This window comes from Hwanghaeella grinnelliae (assembly GCF_004005845.1).
Taxonomy (GTDB): Bacteria; Pseudomonadota; Alphaproteobacteria; order UBA8366; family Aestuariispiraceae; genus Hwanghaeella; species Hwanghaeella grinnelliae.
This window is the reverse complement of the sequence record NZ_SADE01000001.1, coordinates 1,901,693-1,916,547: the sequence shown is the minus strand read 5'-3', so window position 1 is coordinate 1,916,547 and position 14,855 is coordinate 1,901,693. Positions and strand designations below refer to the sequence as shown.

Sequence of the window (14,855 nt, the reverse complement as noted above, 5' to 3'; positions counted from 1 at the left end):
ACCTGCACACTAACGAAGTTTGACCGTCCGGCTAATCAAAAAATAAAGGCTTGGGCGAATCCGGACGATGGCACTCGCCTGCCGTCGCGGCAAAGCCCAGCCTTGCCGCGCGTTTCAGAAGTTCAAACCGCTTAGTCAGAGAGCGGAACGAGAGGCTGGCTATCCGTCGACGCGGGGGCCTGATCCTGGCTTTGCGACGCTGCCGGGGCCGAATCGAGTATCGAACTGCCCGTCCGGGAGTGCCCGGAAATGATCGCGAGCATCAGGCTGGTTGTCATGAAGCAGACGGCCAAGATCGCCGTCGCACGGGTCAAGGCATTGGCCGTCCCGCGGGCGCTGAACATACCGCCACCGGCTCCACCGCCACCGCCGCCACCGCCGATGCCCAAGGCACCGCCTTCGCTCCGTTGCATCAGAACGACGACAACCAGACCTATGGCCAGGAACAGGTGAATAACGAGGAGGATCGTTTCCATGATACGCCAGCAATTCTTCTAGAGTTTCATCCCCTGGGGATTTCGTCCCAGGGTGTTTCGCGGCACATGCCAACAGCGCGGGTTTCTATAGGAACAGACCCGGCTTGACCAGACATGATCAACGGGAATCGCGATACCGCCCCTTACGCGACAGTCAAGCCGCAGTAAATGGCGGTTACCACATAGCTTACATAAGCGAGTCGGCGGCGTCCGCAATGCCCAGGAAGTCATCGGCCTTCAAACTGGCGCCACCAATCAGGCCGCCGTCCACATCCGGTTGGGACAATAGTTCACCCGCGTTTCCAGGCTTCATCGAGCCGCCGTACAGAATACGAACCCCATCCCAATTGTCCGGCCCAAAGGTCGCCATGCCATAGGTCCGGATGTGATCGTGCACATCCTGTGCCTGTTCCGGCGTGGCTGTGCGACCTGTACCGATGGCCCAGACGGGTTCATAGGCGATGACTGTATTGTCGGGTGTGGCCGCTTCAGGCACAGATCCGTAAAGCTGGGTCGAAATCACGGTCAGGGTCTCGTTCGCATCCCGTTGGGCTTCCGTTTCTCCAACGCAGATGATCGCCACAAGCCCCGCATCGTGGGCTGCTTCGGCCTTCGCCTTGACCTCGGCGTCGCTTTCGCCGTGATAGGCTCGGCGCTCGGAATGCCCCAAAATCACATAACCACAGCCGAGGTCTTTCAACATCGTCGGGCTGATATCGCCGGTGAAGGCGCCGGAATCCTCATAATGGCAATCCTGGCCGCCAACAGCGACCGCCGCGCCGCCGATCGCATCCACAATAGGTTTGATCAATGTGGCCGGCGGGCAAACAAGCAATTCCGCTTTGCGTCCGTCGGACCCGGCCGCGACTGCCTTCGCCAGATCGACGCCGTCCTGAAGAAGACCGTTCATCTTCCAGTTTCCGGCAATCAAGAAACGGCGATCCCGCGCCATGGTCATTCCCCTTCTAAAGATGGTCGTAGGCAAAATTCAACGTTGCCGCGCCTTAGCACGCGCCCTCCGGTTTGGCCATAGCACCGCACCGTCGGTGGGGCACTTCCACAGTGATCGACCTGCCCAAAAAACACTGCTCTATTCTTCACGCCAAACATCCGGGGAAAAGTCCTGGCGCCATGCGGCTAAACTATCGTGAAATTAAGGGAAAACATGGCTTGAAGGGGCATAAGCCGCCTTCTATGATCCGCGGCCTTTACGACGGTACGGGTGGCTTACCTTCGCCCGCGCACTATTCGGCTTAATGAAACCGGACATGCGCAACAGGGAATGAAGTGCAGCCCGCCAAAACAATCTCGGGAGATTTCGGCATGCTCGCCGCCATGCGGAAAACCGCAAGCTCGACCTTTGCGAAGATTTTCATCTTCGGTGTCCTTATCATCAGCTTCGGGGCATGGGGCATCGCCGACTATGTCACGGGCGGCTCGACCTTGGGCACGACCGCTGCCTATGTCGGCAAGGACGAGATCTCCGCCCAGCAGTTGTCGCGCGCCTATAACGAAAGCTTGCGGCAGGCCAATCTGGGTCAGATCGAACCGGAAACGGCGCAAGCCCTTGGGTTAGCGAACCGCGCGCTGGATGGACTGGTGGCGCAAAGCCTGGTCGATCAGGAGGCCAACAATCTTGGCCTCGCCGCCCCGGACAGCGCTGTCGTCCGCGCGATACAGAGCAATCCCAATTTCCGCGGCAGCACCGGACAGTTCGATAGAGCCGTTTATCAAGGATTTCTGCAATTCTCCGGCCTGACCGAGCGGGCCTATGTCGCCGCCGTGCGTCAGGAAATTGCGCGCCGCCAGTTGCTGGAATCAATGGTATCCGGCGCCGGTGCCCCGAAGTCGCTGTCCGAACGGCTTTATGCCTGGCGCAACGAAACGCGCAGCGCGACCTATCTGACGGTTTCCATAGACGAGACCGTGGATGTGGGTGAGCCGAGCGACAGCGAAATCAGCGCCTATTTCGACGAAAACAAGGAAGAATTCCGCCGCCCCGAACTGCGCGCGGTGAGCTATATCCATCTGGATCCGCAGGCACTTCAGGCCGAAATCGAAGTCGGTGAGCAGGAAATCGAAGACGCCTACCAGGCACGCATCGCCGAATTCACCGTCCCCGAACGCCGTACATTGCGACAGATGCTGCTTCCCGATGAAGAAACCGCCAAGGCCGCTCTAAAGCGTATCCGTGACGGCGAAGACTTCGCGGATGTCGCCGCCGAAGTGGCCGGCGCCGGTTCTGATGTAGTCGAGCTTGGCACGATGACCCGCGGCCAATTGCCCGACCCGGCGTTGCAGGATGCGGCTTTCTCCCTCGAAAAAGGAGAAACGTCGGAAGCGACCGAAGGGGTGTTCGGGTGGTTTCTGGTGCAGGCGACCGATATTCTGGACGGCAGCCAACAGAGCTTGGATGAAGTCCGCGACACCATCCGCGCCGATCTCGCAGCGTCCAAGGCGATTGAAGTGGTCTATACGCTGTCAACCGATCTGGATGACCAGCTTGGCGGTGGTGCGACCCTGGAAGAAGCGGCCGCCTTGTTGAACCTAAAGGTCCAAAAACTCGACGCGGTCAGCCAATCGGGCCGCGATGCGGATGGGAAGCCGCTGGACCTGCCGGAATCGGCCCAGTTCCTGGCCACTCTGTATGAAACGGATGCCGGCATGGACAGTCTGTTGGTTGAAACCTCCAACAACGGCTATTTTGTCCTGCGCACAGACGGCATCACCGAAAGCCAGATTCCGCCGCTGGATGAAATCCGTCCGGCCGTCGTCGATGCTTGGGCAACGGAACAGCGTTTTGAGCGTGCCAAGCCGCAAGCGGAAGCAGCCAAGGCCAAGCTGGAAGAAGGCCGCACCGTGGAAGCGGTCGCCGAGGAACAAGGCTACAATTGGTCGACCACCGGCTTGCTGACCAGGGAAGGTGCAGGCTCAGCCCCCCTGCCCTCGGTCATCCGGTCGCAGCTTTTCGAAGGCAAGATCGGGGACGTGTTCCTGGGCCGCACCTTCGACGGGTACACCATTGCCGTCCTCGATGTCGTGAATGAAGTCAACATGACCGACTCCGGCACGGCCGAGCAGGTTAGTGCGCTTGAACGTGAACTGTCCCGCGGCATCGGCAATGATTTGCTGGCCCAATTCCGGGACGCTTTGGAAGACGAATACGACGTCACCATCAAACAGGACGTTGTCGATCAGGTTTATTTCCCCGGCGGGGTCAACTGATCGTCCACGTCTATCGCTTGTACATTATCCCGCGCCTGACATTACGGTCCGGCCGGGCCTAGGACTTCGACGTGCCATGCAGATAAGCCCGGAACCGGATGACTTCGCGGAACGCTATGCGGCGGGCGCGCCTCAGGTCGTCTGGACGCGTGTGGTCGCAGATTTGGAAACGCCGGTTTCCGCCTATATGAAACTGGCGGCCGGGAAACCCAATTCCTTCCTGCTGGAGTCGGTCGAAGGCGGCGCCATACGCGGACGGTATTCCTTCATCGGCATCCGCCCCGACCTGATCTGGCGCTGCAATGGCACAAGCGCGGAAATCAACCGCCGCGCTTTGGAAAACGCCGATCGGTTCGAGCCGGAAGACGCCACTTCCATTGACTCTCTCCGGTCGCTTCTTGACGAGTCCCGGATCGACTTGCCGGAAGAACTGCCGCCGATGGCCGCCGGTCTGTTCGGGTATATGAGCTACGACACGATCCGGCTGGTCGAGAATATTCCCGACACCAACCCGGCCGCGATGAACACGCCGGATGGGCTCTATATGCGCCCGACGGTGATGGCGGTATTCGATACGATCGAAGACATCATCACCATCGTCACACCGGTCCGCCCGAATTCTGCTGTCAGCGCCTTCGACGCTTATGACGCGGCTGTCAGCCGCCTGGACGCGGCCTGCACAGCGCTGGAACGGTCGGTCCCCCATGGAAGCCGTTCACGGGCCAGTTTGGACGAAATGCCCGAACCGGTCTCGAACATGTCCGCGGATGACTACAAGGCGATGGTTTCCAAGGCGAAAGACTATATCCGCGCCGGCGATATCTTTCAGGTGGTGTTGAGCCAGCGATTCGAAACGCCGTTCAACCTGGCGCCCTTTGCGCTGTATCGCGCTTTGCGGCGAACCAACCCCTCTCCTTTCCTGTTTTTCTTGGATTTCGGCGGATTTTCGACGGGCGATTTCTCCATTGTCGGATCCAGCCCTGAAATCCTGGTCCGTTTGCGCGACGGCAAGGTAACCATCCGCCCGATCGCCGGGACCCGGCCGCGCGGAGCGAACAAGGCGGAAGACGACGCAAATGCGGCGAGCCTGCTGAACGATCCCAAGGAACTGGCGGAACACCTGATGCTGCTGGATCTTGGCCGCAACGATGTCGGTCGCGTCGCCAAAATCGGTTCGGTAACGGTCACCGACAGGAATATCGTCGAGTATTACAGCCACGTCATGCATATCGTCTCCAATGTCGAAGGCGACGCGAAAGACGGCATCGACGTGCTGACCGCATTGATGGCCGGTTTCCCGGCCGGCACGGTTTCCGGCGCCCCCAAGGTTCGGGCCATGGAAATCATTGATGAGTTGGAACCGGAAAGACGCGGCATCTACGCCGGCTGTATCGGCTATTTCGGCGCGGATGGTGCGATGGATACCTGCATCACGCTCCGCACCGCAGTGGTGAAGGACGGCACAATGTCGGTCCAGGCCGGTGCCGGCATCGTCTATGACAGCGATCCGACTTCGGAGTATCAGGAATGCGTCAACAAGGCCAAGGCGCTTGTCCGCGCCGCGGAGGAAGCCGTCCGCTTCTCGATTGGCTCTAACTGATCGGCATCCTGCCCTTGTCGCCGAGACCGGAAACCGAGGACAGAAAATTCAAGGGTTTCCATGCTGCCAAGTTTTGAAACCGACCGACTTTTGATCAGGCCACGGACGGATGACGACTTCGAGGCCTGCCTTGCCATGGACCGCGACCCGGAAGTAACGAAATTTGTCGTCGGTCCCTGGGGCGATGCCGCCCTTCACGAGAAATTCCTGCGCGAACGTATCGACGCTGACTTTGGCGAAGGGCTTGGATATTGGTCCATATTTCCCGAGCAGGAACCGAATGCCTTCCTCGGCTGGATTCTCCTCATCCCTTGCGACGGTTTCGGGCCCGAGATTGAAATCGGGTGGCGCCTGAACAGGGCATCCTGGGGCTATGGATATGCGCCGGAGGCGGCGCGGCCGATCCTCCATCACGCTTTCACAACGGTCGGCTTGGAACGAGTCACCGCCGATATCGATTCAAGAAACGAGAGGTCGCATCGGGTCGCGGAGAAGATCGGGATGCAATTCATCGGTGATGCAATGCATCTTGGCAGGCCCTGCAGGTCATACGCGCTGACACGCCGTGATTTCCAGGCTGGAGAGACCGCCTAACCGCTTGGATTGGTAAGGCGCACGATGGTGCTGACCGGTACCAATTGAATGCCCTTCGCCTTCAACGTCGGCAGCCACGTCCTCAGTTCCTCCAAGGTACCGTCATGCGGATGCCCGATGGCGACCGCATATCCCTTGTCCCGGGCAATTCTTTCGGTTTTCGCCAGCGCGGCGGCGACGGCTTCGCGCCGCATGTCGTGATCCAGAAAGACATCCCGCGTAGCGTTCGCAATCCCCATGCTGCGCGCCAGCCGGTATCCTTTGGTTTCCTGTGTGGTGATCGAATCCAGGAATAGATAGCCTTTCCGCCGCAATCGCTCCAACACGATCCGCATGCCCGGCTCCCACGCCGTGAATCGGCTTCCCATGTGGTTGTTGATCCCCACATAACCGTCGAATTGATCGAGTGCCCAATCCAGCCGCTGCGACAGAACTTCAGGCTTCATACCCGCCATCAATGCGTTCGGGCCAGGGTCAACATCCGGGTTCACCGGTTCCATGGGAAGGTGCAGCATCACTTCATGGCCCTGGGCGCGTGCTTCCCGCACATGTTCCCGCAGATGATAGCCATAGGGGATGAAGGACAGCGTCAAAAGCCCGTTCAACGCTATGGTCCGCGCCGTCCGTGGCTGGTCTATCCCCAAATCGTCGATGACTATGGCGATCATCGGTTCACCCAGAACCGGTTCGGACAGCGCCGCATTCTTGATCCAAGCGGGCGCATCCGGTGCATCGGGAATCGCGGGCGGCAAGGCGGTCTCCACCGCTTCAACCGGGGCCGAAACCGGTTTTGGCGGTGTCGATGGCGGCAATGCGGCGACGTTGTTCGTTGCGGCTTCCTTGGGCTTCGGCGGCGGCCGGGGTTCAGTTTGCCGCTCTACGGTTTGCGGTTTAGACGGCAAGGGAACCGGTGTCCGCGCATCTTCCGGAACGACCGGGTTCACCGGTTCCTCGAATTTAAAATTCTTCAACGCATGTTCCGACCGGGTGATCCGCACCGGCAGACCGTCGCCCGGTCGAAGTTCCCCCTCCGCCCGCTGTTCCGGCAGCGGCGGCAGCAAAGCCGTCGATTGTGGGCGCCCCAACGGCCCCGACAGCCAGATCCCAAGGGCCAGACCCAACCCCAGACCACCGGCGAATACCAGCGCAAGCTTGCCCAAGCCGCGCCGCATTCGGGCCGTGCGCCGCGGTTGCGGGTCTTTATTGTGTCTTTGGGTGCGTTTGCGCGCCATGTAAGAAGGGCCGATCCTTTGATCGATTTGCATATCAATTGCGCGCCAGACTAACTGGATTCAAGGGCCATATCGAACCTTTCCGCACAGGAACCCGCTGACGGGTTTGAACGGTCGTGGATTTCCGGCTATGTCCAATCTCCCAAAAGGGCGCGGCTTCGGCCGCCCGCATCTAAGAGAGTGACCCATCATGTTGGTGCTGATCGATAACTACGACAGTTTCACCTACAATCTAGTCCATTTCCTGGGCGAATTGGGCGCGGAGACCGTCGTTCATCGCAATGACGCCCTGTCAGCGGTCGATGTCGTGGCGCAGAACCCGTCGGGCGTGGTGATATCACCCGGTCCTTGCAATCCGGATAAAGCCGGAATCAGCTTGGATATTGTCGCCGCCGCGGAGGAACACGGCTTCCCCCTGCTCGGCGTTTGCCTCGGACATCAATCCTTCGGACAACATTTCGGCGGCAAGGTCGTCCAGGCGCCCAGCATCATGCATGGCAAGGTCGGTGAAATCCGTCATTCGGGCAAAGGCGTGTTCGCGGGCCTGCCTAGCCCTCTGAAAGCCACGCGCTATCACAGCCTGGTCGTGGAACGCGCAACGCTTCCCGACTGCCTTGAGGTAACCGCGGAAACCGAAGATGACGTGGTCATGGGGCTACAACACCGCGAATTGCCGATACACGGGGTGCAATTCCATCCTGAAAGTATCGCAACCGAGCATGGCCACGCCTTGCTGCGGAATTTCCTCACCCTCACCGAAACACCATGGCGAAGGTCGAAAGCGGCTTGATTCCAAGGTGACGGGCCAACCACAATCGTGACAGCCGGTTTAGAGTGCCGACTGGGAGAAACGAACACGCCGCCGGCCGGAAAACGGCCCTGGAACAGCAAGATGGGCGGTACAGATAACGGGGCAAATGGTATGAGTGCGGGTATTTCGGACTTCAAGGAAATCCTGGGGATCGTCGCCGACGGCGCGGCGTTGTCCAAGGAACAGGCTGAGGCCGCCTTCGACATCGTCATGTCCGGTGACGCTACGCCGTCCCAGATGGGCGGTTTCCTTATGGCGCTGCGGGTGCGCGGCGAAACGGTTGACGAGATTACCGGCGCGGTCCGGGTCATGCGTTCAAAGGTTCTGCGCGTGAAGGCCCCGGAAGGCGCTATGGACATCGTCGGCACCGGCGGGGATGCATCGGGCACCTACAACATTTCCACCGCCTCGGCCTTCGTAACGGCGGGTGCGGGCGTGCCGGTGGCCAAGCATGGCAACCGCGCTTTCACGTCCAAAAGCGGCTCCGCCGATGTGCTGACAGCGCTCGGCATCGATTTGGAAGCGGAATTGTCCGACGTGGAACGTGCGATCGCAGATGCAGGTGTCGGATTCCTGATGGCGCCCCGGCATCACGGGGCGATGCGAAATGTGGGCCCGACCCGTGTTGAAATGGGCATCCGCACGATCTTCAACATTCTCGGCCCGCTCTCTAACCCGGCGATGGTGGACAGCCTTCTGGTCGGGACTTTCGACCGGAAATGGATCGAACCGATGGCCAAGACATTGGGTAATGTCGGGACCAAATCGGCCTGGGTCGTCCACGGCGCGGACGGATTGGACGAGTTGAGCACGACCGGCCCCTCCTATGTTGCCGCGCTGAAAGACGGCGCCGTCTCGACGTTCGAGATCACCCCGGAAGACGCGGGCCTACCCCGCGCCTCTCTGGCGGACCTCAAAGGCGGTGAGCCGGAAGCCAATGCGGCAGCGATCCTCTCCGTCCTCGATGGGGCGAAGGGCCCCTTCCGCGACATCGTCCTGCTGAACGCAGGGGCTGCTCTGGTCGTGGCCGGCAAGGCTGCCGACTTGAAGGCCGGCGCTGACCTTGCCGCACGGTCCATCGACGACGGTAAGGCCCGCGCGGTGCTGGATAAGATGCTGACTTATGTCGGCACGAAAGGCTCTGAAGGATGAGTGACGTTCTCGCCAAGATCTGCGCCGACAAACGCGAGCATATCGCGCGCCGGAAAGAGATCATCTCCCCGGCCGATATTGAGCAACTGGCCGCCCAGGGCCCGGCCCCGCGCGGTTTCATCACGGCATTGGAAGCAAAACACGCCACCGGGCAATTCGCCTTGATTGCAGAAATCAAGAAAGCATCGCCTTCCAAGGGACTGATTCGCGAGGATTTTGCCCCGGTTGCCTTGGCCCGCGCCTATCAGGCCGGTGGGGCCGCCTGCCTTTCGATCTTGACCGACGAACCGTATTTTCAGGGCCGCGATGAATACCTGACCGCGGCGCGGACCTCCGTCCGGCTGCCGGCCCTGCGCAAGGATTTCATGCTGGATGCGTATCAGGTCTATGAAGCCCGCGCTTTGGGCGCTGATTGTATACTGTTGATCATGGCGGCACTCGAGGATGGCCAGGCTGCCGAAATGGAGAGCCTCGCCCATAGCCTGGGGATGGACGTGCTCGTCGAAGTGCATGACGGCGCGGAACTCGACCGGGCCTTGTTGCTGAAAAGCCGGTTGATCGGCATCAATAACCGCAATCTCAAGACGTTGGAGGTCGATATTGCGACCACGGAAGAACTGGCGGACCGTGTAGATGCGGACCGGCTGATTGTCGCGGAAAGCGGACTTTACAGCCATGAGGACCTTACGCGCATGTCCAAAGTCGGCGCCAAGACCTTCCTGGTCGGGGAATCGCTGATGCGGCAGGAAGATGTCACCGCCGCCACCCGCGCGCTGCTCGGTCTGGATGACGAGGCCCGGCAGGCTTCCTAATCACCGCAACCCGAACCATATAACAGTCTGACAAAATTCAGTCTCAGAACTTCAAATCTCTGTCTTTGACTCCGGGGGGATGGCCATGAGTGCCAAGGATGCGGACACCAACGCCGGAAACCGCTTCACGCATTTCGATGCCGACGGAAACGCCGTGATGGTCGATGTCTCGGCCAAGGAAACCACCGCGCGTACCGCCACAGCGCAGGGCCGCGTTGTGATGCAGCGGGATACGCTTCTGAAAATCAAAGAAGGCGGCTTCAAAAAGGGCGATGTCCTGGCCGTCGCCCAACTGGCCGGAATCATGGCGGCGAAAAAGACGCCGGACCTGATCCCCCTCTGTCATCCGCTTGCGCTATCGTCGGTCAAGGTGAACCTCACCCTCAACGAGGCGGATAGCGCGGTCGAGATTGAAGCCACCTGCAAGATCACCGGTCAGACGGGGGTGGAGATGGAAGCGTTGACCGCGGTCTCCGCGGCGGCATTGACGGTCTACGATATGTGCAAGGCCGTGGATAAAGGCATGGTCATCGACGCCATCCAACTGATGCACAAGGCCGGCGGAAAGTCCGGTGAATACCGAGCTGATAGGCCTGCGGGAGGCCGCTCGTGATCCCGGTCGAAGAAGCCCTTAGCCGTATTCTCGCGGCAATCGACGTCCAACCGGCGGAACAAGTTTCGTTGAGGGACGCTTTGGGGCGAACCCTCGCTGCCGATGTGACGTCACGGCGGACTCAACCGCCCGCGGCCATGTCCGCCATGGACGGATATGCGGTGCGCGCGGCTGATGTCGCCTCGGTCCCCGCGTCGCTGAAGGTTATCGCGGATATCCCGGCGGGTGCGTCTCATGATACACCTTTGCAGGCTGGCGAAGCCGCGCGGATCTTCACCGGCGCACCCCTGCCCCCCGGAACCGATACGATCGTCATTCAAGAAGACACCGACCGCGACGGCGATACGGTGACGGTCAAGGAAACCACCCGCAAAGGCGCTTATGTGCGTGCCGCCGGCCTGGATTTTTCCGAAGGCGAAACGCTGCTGAAGACCGGTAAGGTCCTCAACGCCCGCGATGTCGGGCTGTCGGCGGCGATGAACCGGCCTTGGCTGATGGTCCGCCGTCGGCCACGCATCGCCATCTTGGCGACGGGTGATGAAGTGGTGATGCCGGGCGACCAGATCGGCCCCAATCAGATCGTCAGTTCCAATTCACTGGCCTTGGCCGCCGCCGTCGAAGTTCTGGGCGGGGAACCGGTTCTGTTGGGGATCGCCACGGATGATGCCGAGTCCCTGAAGACATTGGCCGCCGGCGCGCGCGGCGCGGATATGCTGGTCACCACCGGTGGCGCCTCCGTCGGTGAACACGATCTAGTTCAATCCGTTCTCGGCGAACACGGGTTGGAGGTCGATTTTTGGAAGATTGCCATGCGCCCCGGCAAGCCGCTGATCTTCGGGTCCATGGGCGATACGCTTATGCTGGGGCTGCCCGGCAATCCGGTGTCCACCATCGTCTGCGCCACGATCTTCATGGCGCCCGCGATACGCGCCATGCTGGGCCAGAACGCCAGTCTGGAAGATCAAGAGTTCACAGCCCTTTGCGGCGTGGACCTGAAGCAAAACGACCGGCGTCAGGACTACCTCCGCGCCTCACTCATACAGGGTACGGACGGATCGCTCACCGCCTCGCCCTTCGAGAAGCAGGACAGTTCCATGCTGCGTTTGTTGCAGCAGGCGGACTGCCTCGTCATACGGGAACCCCACGCGGAACCGCTCCCCAAAGGCGCGCCTGTCCGTTGCCTGCGCATTCCGGGCAGCGCGATGAGCCTCTAAAACCGGCTCTAAACCTTTGCGGCCAAGGCGTTGACATCGAAAAAGAACACAAGTAGAACAACCTTGCGTTCCACTTTTGTTCGTGCCTGGTGCATGAACATATTGTCAACGAAACAGATGCCCCGATGCCGTGTCCCAGGATGCCGATCGGGCGGTGAGAGGCCGAATGCTGACGCGCAAACAATATGATCTTCTGACGTTCATTCATGACCGACTTCAGGAAACCGGTGTATCCCCCTCATTTGATGAGATGAAGTCGGCGCTGGACCTGAAGTCCAAATCAGGCATTCACCGGCTGATCACCGGTTTGGAAGAACGCGGCTATATTCGGCGCCTGCCCCACCGGGCCCGCGCGTTGGAAGTTGTTCGCCTTCCCGAGAATACGGAACCGGAGAATTTGCCGATCCGGAACCGCCGCGTCGAGGACATTCGCCAGCGTGAAATCGGCACACATGCCTCAACGGTCCGCGGGTCGGCGGATTCCGTGCAATTGCCGCTTTATGGACGGATCGCCGCCGGTACGCCGATCGAAGCCCTGCGGGACGATGCCGCCCATGTGGAGGTGCCAGCGGCCCTGCTCGGCCGTGGCGATCACTACGCCCTGGAGGTCGATGGGGAATCCATGATCGATGCCGGTATTCTGGACGGGGACACCGTGATCATAGAACGGGGCGAGAAAGCCGATGAAGGTCAGATCGTCGTCGCCCTTGTGGATCGGGAGGAAGTGACCCTTAAGCGGTTCCGCCACCTTGGGGGCCAAGTGGGGTTGGAACCGGCCAACAAATCCTTCCAGATGCAAATTTACAGGCCCGAACAGGTCAATGTTCAAGGACGGCTTGTCGGCCTGCTGCGCCGATACTAACGCCATAGGGCTTGTTCAAAGGGCGCGGCTTAGTCTTCCCAATAGTCCGGCTGATCCGGCACCGCCCAAGGGACGTCTTCCCACGGGTCTGGAGCCCAAGGCCGGGACCGGCCCGGCGGGTCGACCATATCGACCCGCAAACCGTCTTGTTCAAGTGCCACGCTGTGCGCGCCGCCACGACGCAGAGCAAAGAAGTCGATCACGCGCTCCGGCCCCGTGCATGCCTGCCGCCGTACCGGAAAACCCGCGATTAAGACATCCGCCCGCCGGCAATCAGCGGCAAGACTGCGTGGATCCCAGGTAATTGCGACAATGGTACCGTTCCGGGTTACGGTGCATCCAAGGCTGTCACACCGACCCGCAGGCCCTGGCCAGGAAGGCGCGCCCGCGGCGACGTTCTCTATGCCGAAGCTACCGGACCAACTGTCGCGTACGAAACTCTCCTTCCGCGTGGTGCTGAAGCTGAAGTCCCCATTCTGTTGCCGCACGGCCACCAGCCGCCCCGATTCTGAAATCAAGATGTCCGGCATTTGGCGCAGCGGAAACAACAATACACCCAACAGGACGAAGGCTATCCCGAATATCCGCCAGTGTTCACGCCACAACGCCAGCCAAAGTCCACCAAAGGCGATGGTCGCCACCGCCGTGCCGGACAGCGTCGGAAAACTGGCATGGGCGGCATCCCAGGCCGCAACCATCCGCGCGATCCATAGAACCTGTTCAATTCCCCAGCCCATGATGCCCAAAAACGGCCCCTCCAGGCCAAAGGGCATTGCGACGACACCGATCAGGGCCATCGGCATGATCAGGAATGCCATCAGGGGAACCGCCAACAGGTTGGACAGTATGCCCAAGGTCGCGATCCGTCCGAAATGATGCCAAACAAATGGCAAAGTGGCACAGGTCGCGATCAGTGTGGTGAGCAGGACGCCGGCCGCATAGCGAACCGGCCCGGCGGCATGGCCCAACCCTTCAAATGCGCCATGGAACCGCTTGCCGTAGGTTTCATACACCGCCACCAAGGCAACAACGGCCGCAAAAGACATCTGGAACCCTGGACCGATCACGGATTCCGGCCGCAGCAGCAGGACGACTGTCGCCGCAACGGCGACAAGGCGCATGGAAATGGCCTGACGGTCGAACATAACGGCCAAAAGAACCAAGCCAGTCATGATGAAAGCCCGCACCGTCGGGACCGTGCCGCCGGAAATTAGCAGATAGGCGAAACTTCCCAGCAGAGCCGCACCCGCCGCCCATTTCTTGATTGGATGGTACAACGCCAAGGATTCCGAGAGCGCACAGAGCATCCGCACGAGAAAGAAGATCGTGGCTGCCACCAGCCCCAAATGCAGGCCGGATATTGCCAGTAAATGCGCAAGGCCGGAATCCCGCATGGCGTTCAATGTGTCTTCCGAGACACCACCACGGTCGCCGGTAATGACCGCCACAGCGACATCCCCGGCCTCGCCGGGTACCGCTGCCCGTATCCTTGCCGCGATCGAGCGTCGAACCGCATGCAGACCGGTTTGAAGGGAGAGTTCTTCGGAAATGCCCAGAACCTGAGGGGTTCCGATCGCGTATCCGGTGGCGCCCAGCTGTTTAAACCAGGCCCAACGGCGAAAATCGAACCCGTGTGGATGCGTCGCCCGGCCCGGTGGGCGCAAAACGGCGCGCACGGCCATTCGGTCACCGACGGCAATATCCCCGACCGACCTATCCGCGATCGTGACACGAACGGTATCCGGCACGGACGTACCGAACCATCCCTCAATTCCTTCGACCGCAATCGTCAGGCGCGCGCGTGCGCCGCGATTCTCCAGATCCCGCAGAATGCCGATTACTTCGACTGCGCCGGTTCGGTGCTCCAACACCGGTCCCGCCACGCTCTCGGAGCGGTATGCGGCCAATTGAAAACCCAGGGCAAACAGGGCAATAGCGGCAAGCGTTGCGGCAAAGGTTTCGTCCCGTCCGCGCAGAAATAACGACGGAATCACGGCAGATAGCCCAACTGCGCCACCGATCCAGGGCCATGGCTCCTGTCCCGCTGTCAGGTAGGCGGCCGCCCCGGCCCCCAAAAAGACGGGCGTCCAGAGCAACCACCGCTCCCGGTCCTTCAGCCAACTCTCGCGGAAACCGATCATCGGATCCCTTCACCCCTCACCTCGCGTTACACCCGCACGGCCCCGGTTCAAAACAATTTCCCGATCCGGACGGCTATGCTACACCCCGCGGCGTCGCCGTGAACCCGTCTTTCCGGGTGTTTG

The 14,855-nt window shown here is 60.6% G+C and carries 13 protein-coding genes; 9 read left to right on the top strand and 4 right to left on the bottom strand.

Annotated features, from left to right (window positions below; all coding sequences use genetic code 11):
* Positions 1-131: 131 nt before the first annotated feature.
* Entirely contained in the window at positions 132-476 is a 345-nt protein-coding gene (gene secG, locus EOI86_RS08920; protein WP_127764716.1) for a preprotein translocase subunit SecG, read from the bottom strand.
* A 187-nt stretch (positions 477-663) separates the two neighbouring features.
* Positions 664-1,428, bottom strand: a complete 765-nt coding sequence (gene tpiA / locus EOI86_RS08915; RefSeq protein ID WP_193555774.1) for a triose-phosphate isomerase — start codon at positions 1,426-1,428, stop codon at positions 664-666.
* Positions 1,429-1,799: 371 nt separating this feature from the next.
* Between tpiA and EOI86_RS08910 the strand changes: the two genes are divergently transcribed.
* The 3 genes from EOI86_RS08910 to EOI86_RS08900 all read left to right on the top strand — a co-directional run bounded on the left by EOI86_RS08910 (position 1,800) and on the right by EOI86_RS08900 (position 5,895).
* Positions 1,800-3,701, top strand: coding sequence for a SurA N-terminal domain-containing protein (locus tag EOI86_RS08910; protein ID WP_127764714.1), 1,902 nt, complete (start codon positions 1,800-1,802; stop codon positions 3,699-3,701).
* Positions 3,702-3,777: 76 nt separating this feature from the next.
* Positions 3,778-5,301 carry an anthranilate synthase component I gene (gene trpE / locus EOI86_RS08905; RefSeq protein WP_127764713.1) on the top strand — a complete coding sequence of 508 codons (1,524 nt, stop codon included), beginning with the start codon at positions 3,778-3,780 and terminating at the stop codon, positions 5,299-5,301.
* Positions 5,302-5,361: 60 nt separating this feature from the next.
* Positions 5,362-5,895 (top strand): GNAT family N-acetyltransferase, encoded by a 534-nt coding sequence (locus EOI86_RS08900; RefSeq protein ID WP_127764712.1) that lies wholly within the window; start codon positions 5,362-5,364, stop codon positions 5,893-5,895.
* Here EOI86_RS08900 and EOI86_RS08895 read toward each other — a convergent pair.
* On the bottom strand, positions 5,892-7,067 hold the full coding sequence (locus EOI86_RS08895) for a divergent polysaccharide deacetylase family protein (protein WP_161973753.1): 1,176 nt from the start codon (positions 7,065-7,067) through the stop codon (positions 5,892-5,894). The genes EOI86_RS08900 and EOI86_RS08895 overlap by 4 nt on opposite strands.
* Positions 7,068-7,317: 250 nt before the next feature.
* On the opposite strand from EOI86_RS08895, the gene EOI86_RS08890 reads away from it, so the two are divergent.
* The 6 genes from EOI86_RS08890 (at position 7,318) to lexA (ending at position 12,591) form a co-directional block, all read left to right on the top strand.
* Positions 7,318-7,917, top strand: a complete 600-nt coding sequence (locus tag EOI86_RS08890; protein WP_127764710.1) for an anthranilate synthase component II — start codon at positions 7,318-7,320, stop codon at positions 7,915-7,917.
* Positions 7,918-8,049: 132 nt separating this feature from the next.
* Positions 8,050-9,090 carry an anthranilate phosphoribosyltransferase gene (gene trpD / locus EOI86_RS08885; RefSeq protein ID WP_205032106.1) on the top strand — a complete coding sequence of 347 codons (1,041 nt, stop codon included), beginning with the start codon at positions 8,050-8,052 and terminating at the stop codon, positions 9,088-9,090.
* Entirely contained in the window at positions 9,087-9,902 is an 816-nt protein-coding gene (gene trpC / locus EOI86_RS08880; protein WP_127764709.1) for an indole-3-glycerol phosphate synthase TrpC, read from the top strand. Before trpD ends, trpC begins: the two co-directional genes overlap by 4 nt.
* A gap of 85 nt (positions 9,903-9,987) precedes the next feature.
* Complete coding sequence (gene moaC / locus EOI86_RS08875) at positions 9,988-10,515, top strand: cyclic pyranopterin monophosphate synthase MoaC (RefSeq protein ID WP_127764708.1); 528 nt, start codon at positions 9,988-9,990, stop codon at positions 10,513-10,515.
* A complete protein-coding gene (locus EOI86_RS08870; RefSeq protein WP_127764707.1) occupies positions 10,512-11,729 on the top strand; it encodes a molybdopterin molybdotransferase MoeA in 1,218 nt (405 codons plus the stop codon). The genes moaC and EOI86_RS08870 overlap by 4 nt, the downstream gene beginning before the upstream one ends.
* Before the next feature lie 166 nt (positions 11,730-11,895).
* Positions 11,896-12,591: a transcriptional repressor LexA gene (lexA, locus tag EOI86_RS08865; protein WP_127764706.1), complete on the top strand. Its 696-nt coding sequence runs from the start codon at positions 11,896-11,898 to the stop codon at positions 12,589-12,591.
* 29 nt (positions 12,592-12,620) lie between these two features.
* Here lexA and EOI86_RS08860 read toward each other — a convergent pair whose 3' ends face one another.
* Positions 12,621-14,732 (bottom strand): ComEC/Rec2 family competence protein, encoded by a 2,112-nt coding sequence (locus tag EOI86_RS08860; protein WP_127764705.1) that lies wholly within the window; start codon positions 14,730-14,732, stop codon positions 12,621-12,623.
* Positions 14,733-14,855 lie beyond the last annotated feature (123 nt).

What these genes read in the sequence shown, in the direction of transcription:
- secG (WP_127764716.1), bottom strand. Translation starts at nt 476, where the DNA reads ATGGAAACGATCCTCCTCGTTATTCACCTGTTCCTGGCCATAGGTCTG.
- tpiA (WP_193555774.1), bottom strand. Translation starts at nt 1,428, where the DNA reads ATGGCGCGGGATCGCCGTTTCTTGATTGCCGGAAACTGGAAGATGAAC.
- EOI86_RS08910 (WP_127764714.1), top strand. Translation starts at nt 1,800, where the DNA reads ATGCTCGCCGCCATGCGGAAAACCGCAAGCTCGACCTTTGCGAAGATT.
- trpE (WP_127764713.1), top strand. Translation starts at nt 3,778, where the DNA reads ATGCAGATAAGCCCGGAACCGGATGACTTCGCGGAACGCTATGCGGCG.
- EOI86_RS08900 (WP_127764712.1), top strand. Translation starts at nt 5,362, where the DNA reads ATGCTGCCAAGTTTTGAAACCGACCGACTTTTGATCAGGCCACGGACG.
- EOI86_RS08895 (WP_161973753.1), bottom strand. Translation starts at nt 7,067, where the DNA reads ATGCGGCGCGGCTTGGGCAAGCTTGCGCTGGTATTCGCCGGTGGTCTG.
- EOI86_RS08890 (WP_127764710.1), top strand. Translation starts at nt 7,318, where the DNA reads ATGTTGGTGCTGATCGATAACTACGACAGTTTCACCTACAATCTAGTC.
- trpD (WP_205032106.1), top strand. Translation starts at nt 8,050, where the DNA reads ATGAGTGCGGGTATTTCGGACTTCAAGGAAATCCTGGGGATCGTCGCC.
- trpC (WP_127764709.1), top strand. Translation starts at nt 9,087, where the DNA reads ATGAGTGACGTTCTCGCCAAGATCTGCGCCGACAAACGCGAGCATATC.
- moaC (WP_127764708.1), top strand. Translation starts at nt 9,988, where the DNA reads ATGAGTGCCAAGGATGCGGACACCAACGCCGGAAACCGCTTCACGCAT.
- lexA (WP_127764706.1), top strand. Translation starts at nt 11,896, where the DNA reads ATGCTGACGCGCAAACAATATGATCTTCTGACGTTCATTCATGACCGA.
- EOI86_RS08860 (WP_127764705.1), bottom strand. Translation starts at nt 14,732, where the DNA reads ATGATCGGTTTCCGCGAGAGTTGGCTGAAGGACCGGGAGCGGTGGTTG.